Annotated in this window: 18 protein-coding genes and 1 pseudogene; 7 read left to right on the forward strand and 12 right to left on the reverse strand. The window is 40.4% G+C overall.

Features of this window, described 5'->3' with window-relative positions; genetic code table 11:
• Nucleotides 1–19: 19 nt before the first annotated feature.
• Nucleotides 20–673, reverse strand: coding sequence for a bifunctional tRNA pseudouridine(32) synthase/23S rRNA pseudouridine(746) synthase RluA (gene rluA / locus L654_RS0110695; protein WP_024608001.1), 654 nt, complete (start codon nt 671–673; stop codon nt 20–22).
• 120 nt (nt 674–793) lie between these two features.
• The gene (gene rsuA / locus L654_RS0110700; RefSeq protein WP_024608002.1) at nt 794–1,492 is read right to left on the reverse strand and encodes a 16S rRNA pseudouridine(516) synthase RsuA; all 699 of its coding nucleotides are present in this window, start codon (nt 1,490–1,492) and stop codon (nt 794–796) included.
• A 59-nt stretch (nt 1,493–1,551) separates the two neighbouring features.
• On the opposite strand from rsuA, the gene zapE reads away from it, so the two are divergent.
• Nucleotides 1,552–2,661, forward strand: a complete 1,110-nt coding sequence (zapE, locus tag L654_RS0110705; protein WP_024608003.1) for a cell division protein ZapE — start codon at nt 1,552–1,554, stop codon at nt 2,659–2,661.
• Between the two features lie 372 nt (nt 2,662–3,033).
• Here zapE and L654_RS0110710 read toward each other — a convergent pair whose 3' ends face one another.
• The 6 genes and pseudogenes from L654_RS0110710 to L654_RS0110735 form a co-directional block, all read right to left on the reverse strand.
• Entirely contained in the window at nt 3,034–4,461 is a 1,428-nt protein-coding gene (locus L654_RS0110710; RefSeq protein ID WP_024608004.1) for a tetratricopeptide repeat protein, read from the reverse strand.
• 19 nt (nt 4,462–4,480) lie between these two features.
• Entirely contained in the window at nt 4,481–5,137 is a 657-nt protein-coding gene (locus tag L654_RS0110715; protein WP_024608005.1) for an energy transducer TonB, read from the reverse strand.
• A gap of 1 nt (nt 5,138) precedes the next feature.
• Nucleotides 5,139–5,547, reverse strand: a pseudogene (locus tag L654_RS01000000125915) (biopolymer transporter ExbD).
• A 4-nt stretch (nt 5,548–5,551) separates the two neighbouring features.
• Nucleotides 5,552–5,932 (reverse strand): MotA/TolQ/ExbB proton channel family protein, encoded by a 381-nt coding sequence (locus tag L654_RS0110725; protein ID WP_002960812.1) that lies wholly within the window; start codon nt 5,930–5,932, stop codon nt 5,552–5,554.
• Nucleotides 5,925–7,250: a MotA/TolQ/ExbB proton channel family protein gene (locus tag L654_RS0110730; protein ID WP_024608006.1), complete on the reverse strand. Its 1,326-nt coding sequence runs from the start codon at nt 7,248–7,250 to the stop codon at nt 5,925–5,927. Before L654_RS0110730 ends, L654_RS0110725 begins: the two co-directional genes overlap by 8 nt.
• On the reverse strand, nt 7,250–8,023 hold the full coding sequence (locus L654_RS0110735; RefSeq protein ID WP_024608007.1) for a DUF3450 family protein: 774 nt from the start codon (nt 8,021–8,023) through the stop codon (nt 7,250–7,252). Before L654_RS0110735 ends, L654_RS0110730 begins: the two co-directional genes overlap by 1 nt.
• 217 nt (nt 8,024–8,240) lie before the next feature.
• On the opposite strand from L654_RS0110735, the gene L654_RS0110740 reads away from it, so the two are divergent.
• Nucleotides 8,241–10,421, forward strand: coding sequence for a TonB-dependent siderophore receptor (locus L654_RS0110740; protein WP_024608008.1), 2,181 nt, complete (start codon nt 8,241–8,243; stop codon nt 10,419–10,421).
• A gap of 77 nt (nt 10,422–10,498) precedes the next feature.
• Complete coding sequence (locus tag L654_RS0110745) at nt 10,499–11,179, forward strand: Fe2+-dependent dioxygenase (protein ID WP_024608009.1); 681 nt, start codon at nt 10,499–10,501, stop codon at nt 11,177–11,179.
• A gap of 176 nt (nt 11,180–11,355) precedes the next feature.
• On the opposite strand, the gene galE is transcribed toward L654_RS0110745, so the two are convergent.
• Complete coding sequence (gene galE, locus L654_RS0110750; protein WP_007585049.1) at nt 11,356–12,372, reverse strand: UDP-glucose 4-epimerase GalE; 1,017 nt, start codon at nt 12,370–12,372, stop codon at nt 11,356–11,358.
• 279 nt (nt 12,373–12,651) lie between these two features.
• On the opposite strand from galE, the gene L654_RS0110755 reads away from it, so the two are divergent.
• Nucleotides 12,652–13,143, forward strand: a complete 492-nt coding sequence (locus tag L654_RS0110755) for a DUF3016 domain-containing protein (protein ID WP_010555263.1) — start codon at nt 12,652–12,654, stop codon at nt 13,141–13,143.
• A gap of 47 nt (nt 13,144–13,190) precedes the next feature.
• Here L654_RS0110755 and L654_RS0110760 read toward each other — a convergent pair whose 3' ends face one another.
• Nucleotides 13,191–13,481 carry a hypothetical protein gene (locus L654_RS0110760; RefSeq protein WP_007585044.1) on the reverse strand — a complete coding sequence of 97 codons (291 nt, stop codon included), beginning with the start codon at nt 13,479–13,481 and terminating at the stop codon, nt 13,191–13,193.
• Nucleotides 13,482–13,552: 71 nt separating this feature from the next.
• Here L654_RS0110760 and L654_RS0110765 point away from each other — a divergent pair, with 71 nt between their 5' ends.
• Nucleotides 13,553–13,762 (forward strand): hypothetical protein, encoded by a 210-nt coding sequence (locus tag L654_RS0110765; protein ID WP_002960797.1) that lies wholly within the window; start codon nt 13,553–13,555, stop codon nt 13,760–13,762.
• An 8-nt stretch (nt 13,763–13,770) separates the two neighbouring features.
• Here the strand turns inward: L654_RS0110765 and epmB are convergent, their stop codons facing one another.
• Nucleotides 13,771–14,784, reverse strand: coding sequence for an EF-P beta-lysylation protein EpmB (gene epmB / locus L654_RS0110770; RefSeq protein ID WP_033026995.1), 1,014 nt, complete (start codon nt 14,782–14,784; stop codon nt 13,771–13,773).
• 41 nt (nt 14,785–14,825) lie between these two features.
• On the opposite strand from epmB, the gene efp reads away from it, so the two are divergent.
• Nucleotides 14,826–15,392, forward strand: a complete 567-nt coding sequence (efp, locus tag L654_RS0110775; protein ID WP_024608010.1) for an elongation factor P — start codon at nt 14,826–14,828, stop codon at nt 15,390–15,392.
• Between the two features lie 56 nt (nt 15,393–15,448).
• Entirely contained in the window at nt 15,449–16,423 is a 975-nt protein-coding gene (gene epmA / locus L654_RS0110780; protein WP_024608011.1) for an elongation factor P--(R)-beta-lysine ligase, read from the forward strand.
• Nucleotides 16,424–16,903: 480 nt separating this feature from the next.
• On the opposite strand, the gene L654_RS0110785 is transcribed toward epmA, so the two are convergent.
• The gene (locus L654_RS0110785; RefSeq protein WP_024608012.1) at nt 16,904–19,021 is read right to left on the reverse strand and encodes a TonB-dependent receptor; all 2,118 of its coding nucleotides are present in this window, start codon (nt 19,019–19,021) and stop codon (nt 16,904–16,906) included.

The following is a 19,021-nucleotide window of genomic DNA, read 5'->3' on the forward strand; positions in this document are numbered from 1 at the left end:
TACGACGTATATGAGCCAGTTAAAATTCAGGCTCGGCTTCAAAAGTAAGTACTTGCTCAGTGGTTGGGTGCTTCAACTTCAGCATTTGTGCATGTAATTGTAAGCGAGGAGCGGCAGCAAGTGCCTCTTTATGGGCGTAAAGTCTATCACCTAAAATAGGGTGACCAAGGCTTAGCATATGCACACGTAGTTGATGCGAGCGACCAGTGATGGGGGTTAGCTCTACACGGGTTGCATTTTCTTCACGCTCTAGTATTTTAAAATGCGTAAGCGAAGGTTTACCTCTGTCGTGATCAACCATTTGTTTTGGGCGATTAGGCCAATCACAAATAAGGGGTAAATCTACTGATCCTGTTTCAGATTCAAGGTGTCCGTATACACGTGCTATATAACGTTTGGCTGTTTCGCGCTCTTGAAACTGCATACTTAAATGTCTGTGCGCGGCTTTATTCATGGCAAGGCAGAGTATGCCAGAGGTGGCCATATCTAAGCGGTGTACTATTCGTGCTGTTGGAAAAACACGATTAACGCGATTAATTAAGCTGTCGGCATGTTTAGGATCTTTACCTGGGACAGTTAATAACTCACTTGGCTTATTAACGATAAGTAAGTCGTCATCCTGAAAAAGTATTGTTAAATACGGACTCATAGGGGGATTGTAGTTAACTAACACGGCCGACCTTAGTGATTTTGAAGGGCGCTATTTTAGTAGAGCAAGCCAACAGGCTCAAGTAAAAGTTTGGCTATATTGTTTCAACTAAGAATCCAAGCCTTAGGCTCCTTTAAAGCGCTTTTATAGCTTAATTTCTTGAGTTGTTAATAATCGATAATCACCGCTAGCCAAGTTTTCATCTAGGGTAATTCCCGCAATCTGCTCGCGATGTAGCTCAACTACTTTGTTGTCTACCGCGTAAAGCATACGCTTAACCTGATGATACTTACCTTCACTTATTGATAAACGCAGTCCGTAATTAGCAAGTCTCTCTGCTATAGCTGGGCGGGTTAAATCTTTTTCATTATGCAGCATGACACCCGTTCGTAATTGCTCAAGTGCTTCATCGGTAATAGGCTCTTGAGTTTCGACTAGGTAGGTTTTAAATTTATTGCTTTTAGGTGACGTGATTTTATGTGACCAATCGCCATCATTAGTAATAATAACTAACCCTGTAGTATCTATATCAAGGCGACCTGCCACGTGAAAGTCGCTCATATTTGGCTCATCAAGTAAGTCAAAAACGGTTTTATGTAGCTCGTCACTGTTAGCACATACATAGCCAACAGGTTTATTTAGCATGTAATAGCGTTTACCTAAAAATACCAAAGGCGTACCTTGGTGCAGTACTTCATCTTGCTGGGTTAGCTGAAAATTATGTGATGTGATTACTTCGCCATTAACGCTTACTTCTTTTCGCTTTATACTCGCGCGGGCTTGCGTGCGCGGTATTTCAGCTAAGTGGCTAATAAATTTATCTAGGCGGCAAGGGAATTTCATTTTGGTTCACATTTTTAGTCGGCTACAATGGGCGCGATTATAGCCGATAGTGAAATACCATGACAGTGCACAGCACACAAATTTTAAGCCTTTACCAAGCAAAAATAGACACGGGTGAACTGTGTTTTGATGCTGCGCAGCAAAATGCAGTGGAAGCTTTAAATACGCTAACCGAGCAACTTCAAGCTCACACATCATGGTGGCAGAAAGCGCCCTTAATAAAAGGCGTTTATTTATATGGACCCGTAGGACGAGGTAAGTCTATGTTGATGGATTTATTTTATAAAAACCTACCTACTGAGCAAAAGCAGCGGCTGCATTTTCATCATTTTATAGCGCAAGTGCATGCCCAACTTTCGCAGCTACAAGGTCAAAAAAATCCACTAATCCTAATTGCAAAACAGTGGGCTAAAAACATTCGTGTACTGTGTTTTGACGAGTTTTTTGTGAGCGACATTGGCGATGCTATGGTTATGGCGAGATTGTTCAATGCGTTGTTTGAACAAGGTGTTGTGCTGGTGGCCACATCGAACGCAAAACCAGAGCAACTTTATTACAACGGCCTGCAACGAGCGCGATTTTTACCTACTATCGATTTAATTAATAGTCACTGCCATATAATTAGCGTGGCGGGGGAGGACGATCACCGCTTTAGATACGGTAAAAACAGTCGCCACTATTTTATTAACTTATCAAATCACGATTTTGAAAATGAGTTTTTAGCTTCGTATCCGGTTGTAACATCCTACAATACAATTACTGTACATGGCCGCGATTTACCTTATTTATTAAAAGCCGATAACGCCTTGATGATAGATTTTATGGCGCTATGCTCAGGCCCTCGTAGTGCTAACGACTATATGTTTTTAGCAACGCAATTTGATGTGTTATATGTATCGAACGTGCCGCAAATGGGTGTTAAAGCAACGGGTAAAATTATTGTGCACGGTATAGAAGATAGCTACCAGCGCGAAAAACAAACGCTTGATGAGCACATCTTTGACGACGAAGCACGGCGTTTTATTGCATTAGTAGATGAGTTTTACGATTGCCATAAATTGCTGGTGATAAATGCTCAAACCGACATTGAACATTTGTATAAAGGTAAAAAACTGAGCTTTGAATATGCACGCACGCAATCGCGCATAGTCGAAATGCAAAATTGGTAACGCTTTAATATATATTGTAGACGAGCTTGCTCACGTGAGAAGCGTGAGCTTCTTTTTAGCCTCTTTGTGAATAAATCACTTAAAAACTTATTGCACAAAGAGAAGTAAATGAGAAGACATTAAAACATAGAAATTACGAGCTTTGCTCGTCACGCCAGCAAGCTGTGCGTCTACAAGTCAGTTTAACCACGGCGTCAAATTTTACCGGTAGACGTAGAGCTTGCTCACGTGAGAAGCGTAGCTTCTAATTATTAAGCCATTTTAAAAACTGCGTTTTTACACGCCAGCAAGCTGCGCGGCTACAAGTCAGTTTAACCAAGGAGTTAAACTTAATCTGGAGACGCCTGGCTTGCTCGCGTAAAATTTATAAACTTATCCTTCTTGGCGCACTATATTCTCAAGGGCGCGAATATTAGTAATTAAGTCTTGGCGCTCCGGGTTTGCTTGTAATGCTTTTCTAAGATGCTTTAACGCGCTCGGATAGTCTTTAGAATCAATCGCTATTTGCGATAATCCAAGCCATGCCGATAGTTGATAATCAGGTAGGGCTTGTGCACGAACATAGATAAGTTTAGCTTGGGTAAGCTGATTTTTACTGCGATAAATACTCGCTAAACTAAGTAGGGCATCACCTAAATTCGGGTTTATTTTAAGTGCGTTATTTAAGCTTTTAAGAGCGCGCGTAGTATTACCTTGCTGCATAGCAAGTTGTGCACTGTATACAGAAAATTGAGCTTGTTCATCACGGGGTAGCTGCTTAGTTAATCTTTTTGCGCTGCCTATTAGATCTTTAGCTAAATTCCATTTTTGCTCCGATACAAGCCAGCCTAAAGTTTGCATCGTGGTATTAATAACCTCAATTTGCTGTTTTTTATTTGCGTGTGTTAAACCTTGCTTTAATAAACTAACAGCGCGTTCAGTGCTGCCTTCACTTAAATGCAACTGGGCAGCTAAAAGCTGGTTGCTGGTATCTTTAGGATTGAGTTTTAAGGCCACTTCAATAGCAGCAAGCGCCTGCTTTTTGTGATCAAGCTGTAATGCTATTTGTGCACGTTGTAGCCAAAGTTCAGCTTTATCAGGGCTTTTATTAAGTAATTCTTTTAATAATGCATTTGCCTGATTTAAATCACCCGATTCAATTAACGCATACAATAGCCCTTGTTGGTATTGGCTTGTTTCTGGCGCTAGCATAAGCGCTTGGCGGTACGCCGCTACTGCGCTCCAAGGTTGGCTATGCTGCACGTGTATATAAGCAAGTTGCGCATAACTTTGTGCATCAGCTTGGCCAAGTTCAATACTGTGAACTAGGTGCGTTTGCGCCTTGTCATACTTTGCTTGTTGCATGTATAAAAGGCTCAAACCTTGATGTGCTTTTACTAAATCAGGTGAGGCTTTTAAACACGCTAAGTAAGCTAGTTCAGCGTTATTAAAGTCTTTTGTTGAAAGCAGTACTTGTGCACGTAATAAGTTTAAAGCGGTGCTATCTTGATTTATATCGCGGCCTTTAAATAACGCCGCAACTTCACTGTAATTACCGGCTTGTAATAGTGGTTGTACTTGGCGAGCAAAACCGCGCTCGGTCGGCTCAATAAGAACTTCTGTAGGCCCCAGTAATTTATTATTTATAGCTAACTGCCATGTTGGATCGCTAGGCGATAAAGTTACTTTTAGTGGCGCACTTTTTAATGGTGTACTCACGGCGCTTGCATGCACGCTACTTACACCTAATAAAGGGAGTGAGCACATTAAAGTAGTGATAACTGCGCGAGTTAATGGTTTTAGCGTTTTAATTACATTCATGTTTTTCATTTTAATAGGCTTAAGGTTTAAATTCGATTGGCCAAATAAAGCGAGCGCGTACGGTTTCACCTTCTTTTTTAGGTGCACTAAAGCGGCTTTGTTTAATAATTTTGTCGATAGCTGGTTTAAGTTCAGGGTATGGATTTTGTACTACCTCAATTAAACTTAACTTACCACTTTCATCAATAAATACATCGAGTTTTACAGTAAATACATCAACACCTCGACGGGTTAAGCTTTTTGGTAAAACGGCCTTAACGGGGGTTAGCAAAGTTGGGAGACCATCGAGTTGATTTAAGCTAAATGCATCCCAATTTACACTCATTGATTGCCATTGTGGCGCGCTTACTTTTACGCTAGGTGTATCGGGTTTTACAATACTTAAATTGCTGGTGATCTTAATTTTTACGGCTTGAATAGACGCGCCAGCCCCCTCTACCGCTAAGCTTTGCATTGGCTCACTTGTTTGCTGTTGCGATATTGATGGCGGAGGAGGAGGTGGCAGTGCCACCATGGCAATCTCACGTACAACCACTTTGTCTTGTATATGGTGTTCGGCAAGTTGTCCAAGCCATAAAAGTAGTAATGCAGCACTAAGTACAATGAGGCTAAGGCCAAATGCAAAAAGTGGATGGCGATTGTTTTTTGTTTTTTGAGACGACTCAATCGTGTGCATATTATTGCTTCGTAGCTAAGTTAACTTGCGCCGCGCCTGCCAGCTTTGCTTCGTCAATTACTTGAACAAGTAACTCAGTAGGCACTGTTTTATCAGCTTGAATAACTACAGGGCGTTGTTGCTGTTTTAACATTTGCTCGACACTACTACGCACGCCAGCAACACCAATTTGGCTACCATCAAAAAATACTTGTTGAGAGTCGGTTATTGCTAAAAATATAACTTGCTGCTCAAGACGGCTGGCCGATACGGCTTNCTTGTGGTTTATCAACTTCAACGCCACTTTCGCGTACAAATACGGTTGTAACAATAAAAAATATTAGCAATATAAATACAACATCAAGCAGTGGCGACATATCAATATGCTGCTCAGCTTCTTGCTCTAGCTTGTGCTTTAAACGTGATTGCATAGTGTTACCCTAACTGCTTACTTAATGTATGTAATTTAGGATTACGCTGCGAATACGCTAAATACGCTTGCATTAACCACGCAGGAATAGCGCACACAAGGCCCAATTGAGTTGTTAGTAATGCATCACCAATGGCGTCACTCATTAACTCGTTATGGCCCAGCGCCATTACTTTAAATGTATCAAGCAAACCAACAATGGTACCTAATAAACCAAGTAGCGGAAGCGCTGCTGTTAAAATAGAGCTAACCTCTTGCCAGTAACCTTTGCGCTGCGCTTGGTATTGTTTAAGGTGTAGTAAGTCATGAAAAATCAGCTGGTATACAAATAAAGCGAGTAAAAGAATACACCAGCATATAGGGTTACTAACGATTTTTTCAAACATTGTTTTCTCCTTTTTCTAGTTGACTAAGCTGTAATGCAAAGCCTTCTAGTTGGCTGTAATACGCCTTAGCTTTACGTGATAGCAATGCATTTAATACCAGAGCAGGTATGGCCACGACTAAACCCAGTTCGGTTGTTATAAGGGCTTGTGCAATACCGCCCGATACAACTTCTGGGTCACCTGATCCAAACAAGGTCATCATTTTAAATGTTTCGATCATGCCGCTAACAGTGCCTAACAAGCCCAGTAATGGAGCTACTGCCGCCGTAACGGCAATAGCGCCAATAAAGTTATCGAGTTTATGCTTATCGTGAATTAACTGATTAAATAATTGATCGTCTCGTATTTGGCCTTTTTCGCTTTGCAGCGTTAAGTTAAATAACTGCTGCTGCATACCTGCAAATTCACTGCTATTTTCAGCTTTAAAAAATTGCTGTAATTGCATTTGAGAGTGCATTTTAATTTTACTTAAACGCAGTAGTTGTGCGGCTTTTAATAGCGCAATAGTTAGTGCAAAGCAGGCAAACAAAATAATAGGGATAGCCCATAAGCCGCCTTTTTCTAAGTGTTCAAGCGGACTTTCTTGTTGAGCTTGGCTCGTGACTAAGTGCGTTAAACTAGGATCAAAAGTAAGTAATGTTGAGCCTGCACCATTTTGATTTAAAGTATTATCGAGTGGGTTATCGTTACTTGTTGATTGCACTAACGCTACTTTTAATGCACTAGATTCATCATCCAAATTTAATAAGCCCATAAGTTTAGGTGTTTGCGTACTAAACCATGCAACAGGCCCTACTTGAAGAGTACTAGCTTGGCTTAATTCGCCATTACTGAGCACAATCGATTGCTTATTAAAGTGTGGGTAAAGTGCCTGTTCTTGATTATTAATTTGCGATATAACGCGGTTTAATAACTCGTTTTGATTATTAGTCGACTCGTTACTGCTAGCACTGTTGCTGGTATTTTGGCGCACAAAACGGCTAAGTAAGTTTAATTGATATTGCTGCTGCTGTTGCCAAGTGTCTAATCGGGTTTGTAACTGATCAAGGCTTAACGTATTTTCGTCAGCTAGACGGCGATTAACGGCTGCTTGCGCGCGCAATTTACTGAGCGATTGCTGCTTGGTAAAAATTTGCTTTGCAAGGGACGCTTGCTCTTTTGAAATACTATTTTGAGTTTTATTTAGAGTGCGTTGCGCTGTTTTAATATCACTTAAAATACTTTGTTTAGCATCATCACTGCTAGCTGCAAAAGAAATATTTGCACTAAAAAGTAACACTGTGGCGCTAAATGCTGCAATTATGCTGTTAGTAGCCATTATTTAGCCCCTTGCTGGTTTTTATTTACATAACTTAATATTGGGAGTGTTACCCAATCAGCAGCGCGCTTTTTTTGCTGTACAGCAATACCCAGTGCAACTTGCTCAGCATTAATGCTTGGGTCAAATTCCCACTGCCAACCTAAGTCACTTGGAAAACCAATACCTACGTAACTTAAGTCTTCGCTTACAAACCATGCTTGAGCTGCACCTAAGTAAAGCTGCTTTACCCACACTTCTTGCCCGTCAGGGTGTTTAATAGCCATTTCGTGAATGGAAATACGTTGTTGAAAATCATTAAGTAGGGTCAGCATTTTTAGCGCTGTTTGTAATTTGTCAGTTGTACTGAGTTGTGAGTCGGTTAAATCACCAGTGTTTTTCCAACTACTTAAAAGTGGCGGGGGTAATTGCACTTGTAATGAAAGTAATTGCCCAGAAATACGTGCTAGTTGGTCGTTCAATTGCTGTTGATCATTTTCAAGTTCTGATTGCTGAGTAACAAGCTGTTCGCGTTTTTGGGCAAGCTCACTGGTGCTTTTTTTTCTTCGCTGATTAAGCTCGCTAAGTTGCTGCTGCTCAGCATTTAGAAGCGTTAAGGTTTGCTCCATGCTGCTTTTTTGTTCAAGCCAGTGAGTGTTTAATTCTGTGTTTTGATTTTCTATTTGTAGCCATTTATTAACGAGTTGTTCTAGCTCACTAACAGTGTCGGCTTTTACTGCCATGGTGCTACAAAGCGCGATAACTACGCTAATTGGTTTAATTAAGCTTCGCATTACTTAACAACAATCCTGAAAGTTACGACAAGTAATTACAAGGACGTAATTACTGTTAATTTTTGAGTGTGTATACAATATAGGAATTCACATAACAATGCAATTGATAACAGTTATCGTTTACATTGCGTTATTTGAGTGGTAGGATTTCGCCGAAATTAAATATGTACCTTAAATTAACAATAGTTAAGTGCTTAATAAAAACTACGGAGTAACCATGAGTAAGCCATCGAATAAAGGAAATGCGTACGTGAAGCCAATTGCAGCGGTTGTTACAGCTACGCTTTCAACTTGGGCAAGTGCACAGGATGTTCAAGAACTATCGGTAACCAAAGCAGAAACTAAAACTGAGTCTAGCTATGTTGTAGAAAAATCAACGTCGCATAAATACACTCAACCGCTACTCGATACAGCTAAAACTGTAACGGTAATTAACCAAGCGGTAATGAAAGATAGAAACGTAGATAGCCTACGTGATGCTTTACGTAATGTTTCAGGTATTTCTTTAGCTGCAGGTGAGGGTGGCTCACCTACTGGCGATAGCATGTCGATTCGTGGTTTTAGTGCAACAAATGATATTTTTGTAGATGGTATTCGTGATGTTGCAGGTTACACACGTGATATTTACAACATTGAAGCCGTTGAAGTTGCAAAAGGCCCAGGTTCAGCAGTTTCTGGTCGTGGCGCAACAGGTGGTAGTGTTAATTTAGAAAGTAAAAAGGCGAAGTTGGACAATTTTAACGACGTTTCGCTACGTCTAGGTACAGAAAACGATTACCGTGGTCGTTTTGATACTAATATTCAAGTAAACGATACAAGCGCGCTACGTATAAACCTTCTTACTGATAAAGGTGATGTTGCAGGTCGCGACCATGTTGAAAATGAAACAAATGCTGTTGCGTTTGCATTTGCAACAGGACTTGGTACAAACAGCCGTTTTGATTTAAACCTAGAGTATCAACGCCAAGATAATTTACCAGATTACGGCATTCCTTGGGTTTACAGTGATACGCCTGTAGCTGAACTTGCAGATAGTGCGCGCTCACCTTCTCCTGTCGATTTTGATAACTTTTACGGTAATATTTACCGTGATTACGAAGATATTGAAGCCTACTCAACAACAGCTCGTTATGAGTATGATTTTTCTCAAAATACTACATTACGTGTGCAAGGTCGTTTAGGTAAAGTTAAGCGTGAATCAGTAACAACTGCACCGCGTTATTTCTCGGTTACAACCGACACTGATATTACCTTTGCAGATGAAAAAACACGTGATACAGAAAATTCACTTGCTGCACTTCAAGTTGATTTAATTGGTAACTATGAGTTTGCTGGCTTTACTCATGATGTTGTAGTGGGTGTTGAACTTGCAAACGAAACGTTTACACGTCACGCATTAGTCGCTACAACTCCAGACAACCTAATTGAAGATGAAATACGTAACGACTTATACAACCCTGACGCAACAATTGCATTTACGGGTGTGTACGGCCGTGACGGTACAAGCATTGAAGCTAAAGCTAAAAACCAAGCTATTTATGCATTTGATACAGTAACGCTTAACAAGCAATGGGAAGTTACGGGCGGAATTCGCTTTGATAGCTTCACTACGGATTACCATAACGATTATGCTAACCCAAGTGCTTTAATTTCTACAAGTGACGACTTATTTAGCTGGAATGCAGCAGTAGTTTATAAACCTACAGAAAATGGCAGTGTATATTTAGGCGCAGGTAATTCATTTAACCCATCGGCTGAAGGGCTAACGGTATCTACGCGTTCAAATGCAGCTGATTTAGACGCAGAAGAAAGCCGCAGTTATGAATTAGGAACTAAATGGAGCCTAATGGATGGTCGCCTGCAAACTAATGCTGCACTTTTCCGTACTGAAAAAACCAATGCCCGTACTGATGACCCATTTGCAGATAGCTCAAGTGATGAAATACTCGGTGGTGAACAGCGCGTACAAGGTTTAGAGCTTTCAGCAACAGGCTTAATTACTAAAGAGTGGACTGTAATTGCTTCATACACTTACCAAGATAGCGAAGTAACTAAAGCATTAGGCGACGACGCAACTCAAATTGGTAACGAGCTTGCACGTACACCTAAAAATAGCGCAAGTGTTTGGACTACATACGATATGTCGGATAAGTTATCGTTTGGTTTAGGTGCGCAATATGTAGGTGAGCGTTACAACGGCACTACGTCAACACGTTCTCGTGCGCCAGGTTATACTATTTTTGACCTGATGGTTGCATATGACATATCAAAAGATTTGAGCCTGCAGTTTAATGGTGAAAACTTAGGTGATAAAGATTACGTTGATCAGTTAGGTGGTGGACACTTTGTACCGGGTGATGGTCGTAAGTTTAGCTTAACAGCGAGCTACTCTTTCTAAGAGTAAAATAAGTATGGCATAAAAGGGCAGAGTTAACTCTGCCCTTAATTATTTGATGAAAATGTGAGAGGGCGCACATGCTAGTTAAAATTCCAGAGCTATTAACGAAAGAAGAAGTGGCGTATTGCCATGAGGTTTTGCTTAAAGCCCAGTGGGCCGATGGCAGTATTACCGCAGGTCATCAATCAACCAAAGCAAAAAATAACTTACAGCTACCTGAAAATAGTCCTGAATGCCAAGAGCTTGGCGACATTATAATGGCAGCACTTGCGCGCAGTAATTTGTTTATGTCGGCGGCGCTTCCTGCAAAAATTTTCCCTCCGCTTTTTAACTGTTATCAAGGTGGGCAATCGTTTGGTGTGCACGTAGATAATGCAATTAGACAAGTGCCGGGTACGCCAGTAAAAATTCGTACAGATGTATCAATGACGTTATTTATTAATGACCCCGAAGATTATGAGGGCGGTGAACTTGTTATTGAAGACACTTATGGCTCACATAGCGTAAAGCTGCCCGCAGGCAGTATGGTGTTGTACCCTTCAACGAGCTTACATCGTGTAATGCCAGTAACGAATGGGCGTAGATTAGCCTCATTTTTTTGGTTACAGAGCATGATTAACAGCGACGAAAAACGTGGTTTACTCTTTGATTTAGATATGTCGATTCAAAGTTTGCGCAGCAAAGTAGAAGATAGCCCAGAGATTATTCAATTAACAGGGGTTTATCATAACTTGCTAAGACAGTGGGCGCAGACGTAACGAAGATACTCGTTATTAAATATTGGATATTAGATATAAGTAATTAAAAGCTGCGCTTTTCGCGTGAGCAAGCTCTACGCCTACGACGCAGCCATAAAATTGAATTCGGTGTTTAAAATACTCGGTATGCGCGGCTTGATGCCGCGCACTTATTGTAAGCGCAAAGCTTGTTTTACTTAACCCTTATAACCGTTAGGGTTATTTGACTGCCAACGCCATGTATCTTGCATCATTTCATCAATACCGCGCACTGCTTCCCAGCCAAGTTCATTAAGTGCTTTTTCTGGCGCTGCATAACACGCTGCAATATCACCAGGGCGGCGAGGTGAAACTTGATAGGGTACAGCTTGATCGCTTGCTTTAATAAATGCATTAACCATTTGTAGTACAGAGTAACCATTACCAGTACCTAGGTTATAAACTAATGCACCCGTACTGCTGGCAATTTTATCAAGCGCTTTTAAATGTCCTATAGCTAAATCTACAACGTGTATATAGTCGCGCACACCTGTGCCATCAACTGTGTCGTAATCATCACCAAATACAGCGAGTTGCTTTAATTTACCTACCGCTACTTGTGCGATGAACGGTAAAAGGTTATTTGGGATACCATTAGGATCTTCACCAATTAAGCCCGACTCATGTGCACCCACTGGGTTAAAGTAACGCAAAATAGCAAATGCAAAGCGCTCATCTGATTTAGCGATATCTTGTAGCATCATTTCAACCATTAGTTTAGATGTGCCGTACGGGTTAGTAGTACCGCCTACAGGGAAGTCTTCTTTAATTGGTAAGCTTGCAGGGTCGCCGTATACTGTGGCTGACGAGCTAAATACTAATTTAAATACACCTGCGTCGCGCATTGCATCAACAAGCGTAAGCGTACCTTGTACATTGTTTTGATAGTACTCAATGGGCTTTGCTACCGACTCGCCTACTGATTTTAAGCCCGCAAAATGTATAACACTATCAACCGTATGTTTTGCAAATACTGAATCTAAAAAGAATTTATCGAGAATATCGCCTTGGTAAAAAGTGGCCTCTTTGCCTGTAATATTTTTTACGCGCGCAAGTGATTCTTGTGATGAGTTACTTAAATTATCAATAACAACAACATCGTTACCTTGCTGTAAAAGTTCTAAAACAGTGTGCGAGCCAATATAGCCAGCGCCACCGGTTACTAAAATAGTCATGAAAGCTCCGTGGGTACCTTTTATCAATTGAGTTAATTTCACCATAAATAGAGGTGATTTACATGCTTTATCTGTAATTTCTATAGTTTAAATAACATCTTTTTTTAATAACGGTAAATTAAGTACTTTTGATTACATTTTACTCAGTACAAGTAACACTTTATACGTAAGATTAAGTTATAGTTAATAAACAAGTGCTAAAATGAGTCTAGTAATAGCTAATGCTAGGTTTACTCCAATCTACACTTTTGTGATTGGTCTACCTCTTTGGAGAAAGATATGAATTTAGTTAAAAAAATAGCAACAACAATGTGTATCGCATTACCTGCGCTTGCCCATGCTGGTGAGTCTGTTGTTAAATGGCATGACTTTAATGACTATCGTGATGTGCGAGCGTCAAACCAAACAAAGAGCTCATATCACAAAAGTGTGGCAGCAAGTTTCGAAAAGCATATGGCTAAACTAGCCGAGCAATTGCCAAAAGATTATAAATTAAACGTAGAGTTTACAGATTTAGATTTAGCAGGTGATGTGCGTTATGGTGGTATGGACGAAATTCGTGTAGTAAAACCAATTTATTTTCCACGCATTAAGCTAAATTATTCGTTAACCGATAACGACGGTACAGTGCTAAGTAAAGATACTGATGTGGAGCTTAAAGATATGGGCTTTATGGATAAAATTAAAATGGGCCGCGACGAATCATTTTATTACGAAAAACGCTTACTAACAGAGTGGTTTGGTGAGCAAATATTACCAAGTTTAGATTAACTGAAAATAAAAATGCCGCTAAATAGCGGCATTTTTATTTTTAAGCTTTACTTAAAAGTAGCTAACAACGTGAGTATTTGTTGTAACTTAATAACGGTTGTTTTCAGTTTTTCTTCTTCAAAACCATCGTTAGATAAGCTTTCAACATCAGCGGCTACGTCAAGTACGTAAGGCTTAAAACGTTTAGCTTCAAAGCTAAAGCCAGAATCGGCAGTAAATAAGGCTTTAAACTTACCGTGACCTTGCTGTTGAAGCTCGTCGAGTTTTTTGTCAGCATCAAGTGCCTGACGGTAAACAATTTTTAAGTTGGCATTGAGTTGTTCAATAATAGAATCCATGGTTTTCCTAAAGCTTTGCACTGCATTGCCGACATAATACTTGGATTACATTTAAAAGTCAGGTTTGTTATATGAATATATCAGGCACAAGTTTACCCGCTGTTTCTGGCTCAGGCCAAGGCAGTGAGCTTTACAGCGCTGCTTTATCTAAAAAGCAGCAGTTAGCAGATGGCGCGGCGGCTCTTGCACTTATTGAAGGTGCTGCACAATCGTCAAGTGCGCAAACACCGGCTAAATCGGTAACAGCATCATTGGGTAACAACGTAAATATATACGTTTAAATGCTGTTTTAAATTAGCTTAAGATCGATAGGTGTTTTGCTTTTTTGACCACCGATTTCTCTTACTAATTTAGGCACTAAAAATCCAGGCAGAGCTTTTAATAGCTCTGCCATTATTTTTATAGCGTCTTCTTCGTTAATATCAAAGTGGCTGGCCCCTTCAACTTTATCGAGCAAATACAAATAATACGGTAATACGTCTGCGTCAAATAACGCTTCGCTTAAATTTATTTGCGCATCGAGCGTATCGTTCACATCTTTTAAAATTACAGCTTGGTTTAAAAGCGTTACGTTTGCTTGTTTAAGCTTTTGCATAGCTGCTTTAAAATCAGCGTCTATTTCGTTGGCGTGGTTTATGTGATTAATAAAAATAATTTTTAATGGCGATTTTGCTAATCTCTCACATAACTCATCGGTAACTCGCGCCGGTATAACTACTGGCAAACGGCTATGAATTCGCATTCGTTTTATTTGTGGTAATTGCTCAAGCTCATCCAAAAACCAGCTTATTGCATCGTCTTTGGCCATCAGTGGATCGCCACCACTTAAAATCACTTCGTTTATATTGCTATCTGATTTTATATAGCTCAGTGTTTCTAGCAGACTTTTTTTATTGAGTTGGTTTTCTTGATACGGAAAATGCCTTCTAAAGCAGTAACGACAATTTACAGCACAGCCGGTTTTAAACATCACCAAAACACGCGATTTGTACTTATGTAAAAGGCCTGGTTGGTCGTTATCTTGCTCAAGTAGGGGATCTTTATTAAAACCCGATTTAGTCAAAAATTCTTGATGGCGTGGCATAACTTGTAGCAAAAGAGGATCGTTTGGATCGCCTTTGCGTATTTTTTTTATAAAAGGGATAGGCACGCGTACCGGAAATAAACTACGGGCTTTTAGGTCGTTTTCATGGACTTGGCTCGATAAACCGACCATTTCAAGCAAGGTTTTTGGGCAGGTAACTACATTTGCTAATTCTTTTTGCCAGTTTTTATGCAAATTTGCTTCATTTCTTTGTATCATTGGCATGTAGATTACTCGAAAAAATATAAATAGAGGAAACGATGGCGAATTATAGCACCAACGAGTTCAAGGGCGGCCTAAAAATTATGATGGACGGCGAGCCTTGCAGTATCTTAGAAAATGAAATGGTAAAACCTGGTAAAGGCCAGGCGTTTAACCGTGTTCGTATCCGTAAACTTATCTCTGGTAAGGTGCTTGAAAAAACCTTTAAATCGGGTGAATCAGTTGAAGGTGCTGATGTAATGGATACTGATTTAGCGTATCTATACACAGACGGCGAATTTTGGCATTTCATGAACAACGAAACATTTGAGCAAATTGCTGCTGACGAAAAAGCACTAGGCGATTCAGTAAAATGGTTAGTTGAAAATGATTTATGCATAATTACATTATGGAACGGCAGCCCTATTGCTGTTACACCACCTAACTTTGTTGAGCTTGAGATCACTGAAACAGATCCTGGCCTTAAAGGCGATACAGCGGGTACTGGTGGTAAACCAGCAACGCTTAGCACAGGCGCTGTGGTACGAGTTCCATTATTCGTACAAATTGGCGAAGTAATTAAAGTAGACACTCGTAACGGTGAATACGTAAGCCGTGTTAAGTAAGCTTTAACATTGTTTATAAAATCCCAGCTTACGCTGGGATTTTTTTTGGAGAAAATATGTCAGCAGATCTTTGGGCCCCAAGCGCAAGCATTGAAACACTAAAACAACGCGCAGCGATATTACGTAGCATCCGTGAATTTTTTTATGCACGTGATGTTTTAGAAGTAGAAACGCCAAGCTTAAGTGCTGCCAGTGTAACCGATGTGCACTTAGCTAGTTTTAATACCAAATTTGTAGGTCCAGGGCATGCTGGTGGGCTTCCTCTGTTTTTACAAACATCTCCAGAGTTTGCCATGAAACGCTTGTTAGCAGCAGGCTCAGGCGCTATTTTTCAGCTTTGTAAAGCATTTAGAAATGAAGAAGCGGGTAGCCATCATAATCCCGAATTTACTATGCTGGAATGGTATCGCCCAGGCTTTGATGAATTTGCACTTATGGATGAAATGGATGAGCTAATGCAACTTGTTTTAGGTGTCGAGCCTGCAACTAGACTTACCTATCAGCAAGCGTTTGAAAAAGCACTCGGCCTCGATCCTTTAACAGCAAGCATAGAGCAATTAAAGCAATTAGCATGTAAGCAGGGGTTTGCTGATATAGCCCAAAATGAAACGCATAAAGATACCTTACTGCAATTATTGTTTTGTATGAAAGTGGAGCCAACAATAGGACAAGAAAAACCGTGTTTTGTTTATCATTTTCCAGCTTCTCAAGCGGCACTTGCACAAATTTGTGAACATGATGCACGCGTAGCAGGGCGCTTTGAGCTTTATTACAAAAATATGGAATTGGCTAACGGCTTTAACGAACTCACAAATGCCAGTGAGCAAGCTAAACGTTTTAATGAAGATAACACATACCGCGCTAACAACGGTTTAAAGCAAGTACCAATGGATACACGTTTAATTAAAGCGCTAGAACATGGATTACCACAATGCGCAGGAGTTGCTCTGGGGATTGATAGGTTGGTAATGCTCGCAACAAATAAAGAAAAAATTAAAGACGTAATAGCGTTTGATGTGCAAAGAGCGTAATGCTTAGCCTGTAGGTGCGAATTTATTTCGCGCTCATGTAATTTAACTTTATAAAAAGCGAGGTATAAAACCTCACCTACAATAAACATCAAACCCAACAACATACGCCAAACCTGTAGGTGCGAATTTATTTCGCGCTCGTGTAATTTAACTTTATAAAAAAGCGAGGTATAAAACCTCACCTACAATGAACATCAACCCCAACAACATACGCTAAACCTGTAGGTGCGAATTTATTTCGCGCTCGTGTAATTTAACTTTATAAAAAGCGAGGTATAAAACCTCACCTACAAATAAACATCAACCCCAACAACATACGCCAAACCTGTAGGTGCGAATTTATTTCGCGCTCATGTAATTTAACTTTATAAAAAGCGAGGTATAAAACCTCACCTACAAATAAAAACACCGCGTTTAATTTAAACGCGGTGTTTTTATTTGCTTGCAGAAAGCTTTCATTTGAAAGCCAACGGCTATGCTTTACAGATTAAGTGTAAAGGTAACACCTGCTACACGAGGCTCACCTAATTGTGTATAGGTATGCGTTGCGTAACCATCTTGTGGGTCATTACCAAATTCAAAGCCACGTGTAGGGACTGTTTCGTCAAACACGTTACGAGCCCATGCGCGAACTGCCCACATGTCTGCTTCGTAGCCAATGCTTAAGTTAACTAAGTTGCTGCTTGGTGCCTGTGAATTATGACTATCTGAGAAGTAGTAATCGTCCTTACCTTCAATACCAACCATGCCGTAAAATGCATTAGTAAAGTTGTAACGTGCAGTAAATGCATACTGGTATTTAGGTGACTGTGCTTGCTCACGACCGTCTTGATTTAAACCAGACTGCGTTACAAAGTCGTCTATTTCAGTGTTTAAGTAACCAGCACTACCCGTTAAAAATAGATTATCAGTTAGTTGGTAACTACCTTCAACTTCTAATCCGTAGTTGCTACCAGAACTTGCGTTATCAACATAACCGGTAAATTGCTGACCTTCTACTTGCCATGCTTTTAACTGAATATCGTCGCGGTGCATGTAAAATGCAGCTAAGCGAAGCGTAAATTTGTCATCAAGCGATGAGCCTTTAACACCAAATTCGCCACTCCATAAATATTCAGGGTCGAAACTGGTGTGTTGCTGGAAAAAATCAGCGCTTAGGTTTAAGCCTTCATCTTTGGCTTTAGCAAGCGCTTCTGAGTTAATACCGCCAGCTTTGTAGCCACGCGTAATGCTGGTGTAGATCATAGTGCGATCAATCACTTGATATTCAAGTGCTATTTTACCGCCAACCATTACGTCGTCGGTGTCTTGTATAAAGCCATTGCTATCGGTGTAGTCGCCTTGGTATTGCTCTACACGTAAACCTGTAATTAATGTTGTTTTAGGGCCAATTGGAGTCGCTACTTGACCATATACTGCAACGTTACTCGTTTCGTAAGTTGAAGAAAACGGGCTTGCTAACCATGTGTATTGGCGCTCTAAATCAACGTCACGGTTTTGGTAATAAATACCCGCAACCCAGTTACCCGTTTTAGAATTAAACTGTAAATCTACAGACTGATCGTCGCGATCGCGGCTGTATAAATCGGTTGAGCTGTATCCATCTGGATGTAAGCCAGCAGCACATAACTTTGGCTCACTTGTATCGTTACATACCCAGTCTTCGTCAAAGCTGTAAAGTAATTCGGTATCAATAGCCGATAGGTTTAGATTTAAATCAAAAGCGTCAAAACCCGTATAAGTATTCTTAACACCTATAGCGTAGCTTTCTTGATTATCTTGGCCTGGTTCATCGGCAACACTGTTGCGGCTGTTATCAAGCGTAAACGCATCGTAACCATTGTTTATGTCAATATAGTAAAGGTTTAACTCAGTATTTAAATGCTTTGTAAGCTGACTGTTTATTTTAAAGCGGGCTACTTGTTCGTCTTGATTTTGTGTTTCGTCATTTAAGTACAAGTTATCTACGTAACCGTCTGACTTTCTGCGAAAGTAGCTAACGCGTGCGCTAGTGTCATCTGTTAAGCCTGTGCTTGCTGCAATGCCTGCTTCGCGGGTGTTGTATGTGCCAGCACCTACTTGTAATTTTAAACTTGGATCGCTCGTGGCTTTAGCTGAACCCATTTGGATCATACCGGCCATACCGTCTGCGCCAAAGCGTGTACCTTGTGGACCACGGTAAATTTCTACTTGGTCTATATCAAATAATAATGAGCTGCCACCAAGACCAGAATAGTTAATACCATCAATAACTAAGCCTACAGATGGATTAATAGGGTCTACAAATTGTGAACGAAGTCCCACGCCACGAATTTGGATGTAACGACCACGTGATGCACCAGATGCAAAATTTACATTGGCGGCACTGCCTAACATTTCGTCTAAGTAACTTGCACCACGTTGATTAATTTCATCTTCGCTGAATAAGCTCGCACTCGCGCTTAAAGTTTGAATGCTTTCGCGCTGAAAATCGCCGGTTACAACAATTCTTTCTAGGTCGCTATCATCAGCGTTAGCTGCAATTGGTGCACCAAGCAGCGGTAAAAGTGCGGCAGTAATTAAAGACAAACGTAAGTTCATTGGGTTACTTAACTCCAT

Origin of the sequence: Pseudoalteromonas sp. TAB23 (genome assembly GCF_000498075.1) — a bacterium.
In the GTDB taxonomy this organism is placed as follows: domain Bacteria; phylum Pseudomonadota; class Gammaproteobacteria; order Enterobacterales; family Alteromonadaceae; genus Pseudoalteromonas; species Pseudoalteromonas arctica.

Bases quoted from the DNA above. Each gene is read 5' to 3' on its own strand.
- L654_RS0110710 (WP_024608004.1), bottom strand. From the start codon at position 4,461: ATGAATGTAATTAAAACGCTAAAACCATTAACTCGCGCAGTTATCACT.
- L654_RS0110735 (WP_024608007.1), bottom strand. From the start codon at position 8,023: ATGCGAAGCTTAATTAAACCAATTAGCGTAGTTATCGCGCTTTGTAGC.
- L654_RS0110725 (WP_002960812.1), bottom strand. From the start codon at position 5,932: ATGTTTGAAAAAATCGTTAGTAACCCTATATGCTGGTGTATTCTTTTA.
- epmB (WP_033026995.1), bottom strand. From the start codon at position 14,784: ATGATACAAAGAAATGAAGCAAATTTGCATAAAAACTGGCAAAAAGAA.
- epmA (WP_024608011.1), top strand. From the start codon at position 15,449: ATGTCAGCAGATCTTTGGGCCCCAAGCGCAAGCATTGAAACACTAAAA.
- L654_RS0110765 (WP_002960797.1), top strand. From the start codon at position 13,553: ATGAATATATCAGGCACAAGTTTACCCGCTGTTTCTGGCTCAGGCCAA.
- L654_RS0110715 (WP_024608005.1), bottom strand. From the start codon at position 5,137: ATGCACACGATTGAGTCGTCTCAAAAAACAAAAAACAATCGCCATCCA.
- galE (WP_007585049.1), bottom strand. From the start codon at position 12,372: ATGACTATTTTAGTAACCGGTGGCGCTGGCTATATTGGCTCGCACACT.
- L654_RS0110730 (WP_024608006.1), bottom strand. From the start codon at position 7,250: ATGGCTACTAACAGCATAATTGCAGCATTTAGCGCCACAGTGTTACTT.
- L654_RS0110740 (WP_024608008.1), top strand. From the start codon at position 8,241: ATGAGTAAGCCATCGAATAAAGGAAATGCGTACGTGAAGCCAATTGCA.
- rsuA (WP_024608002.1), bottom strand. From the start codon at position 1,492: ATGAAATTCCCTTGCCGCCTAGATAAATTTATTAGCCACTTAGCTGAA.
- L654_RS0110760 (WP_007585044.1), bottom strand. From the start codon at position 13,481: ATGGATTCTATTATTGAACAACTCAATGCCAACTTAAAAATTGTTTAC.
- L654_RS0110755 (WP_010555263.1), top strand. From the start codon at position 12,652: ATGAATTTAGTTAAAAAAATAGCAACAACAATGTGTATCGCATTACCT.
- zapE (WP_024608003.1), top strand. From the start codon at position 1,552: ATGACAGTGCACAGCACACAAATTTTAAGCCTTTACCAAGCAAAAATA.
- efp (WP_024608010.1), top strand. From the start codon at position 14,826: ATGGCGAATTATAGCACCAACGAGTTCAAGGGCGGCCTAAAAATTATG.
- L654_RS0110785 (WP_024608012.1), bottom strand. From the start codon at position 19,021: ATGGAGTTAAGTAACCCAATGAACTTACGTTTGTCTTTAATTACTGCC.
- L654_RS0110745 (WP_024608009.1), top strand. From the start codon at position 10,499: ATGCTAGTTAAAATTCCAGAGCTATTAACGAAAGAAGAAGTGGCGTAT.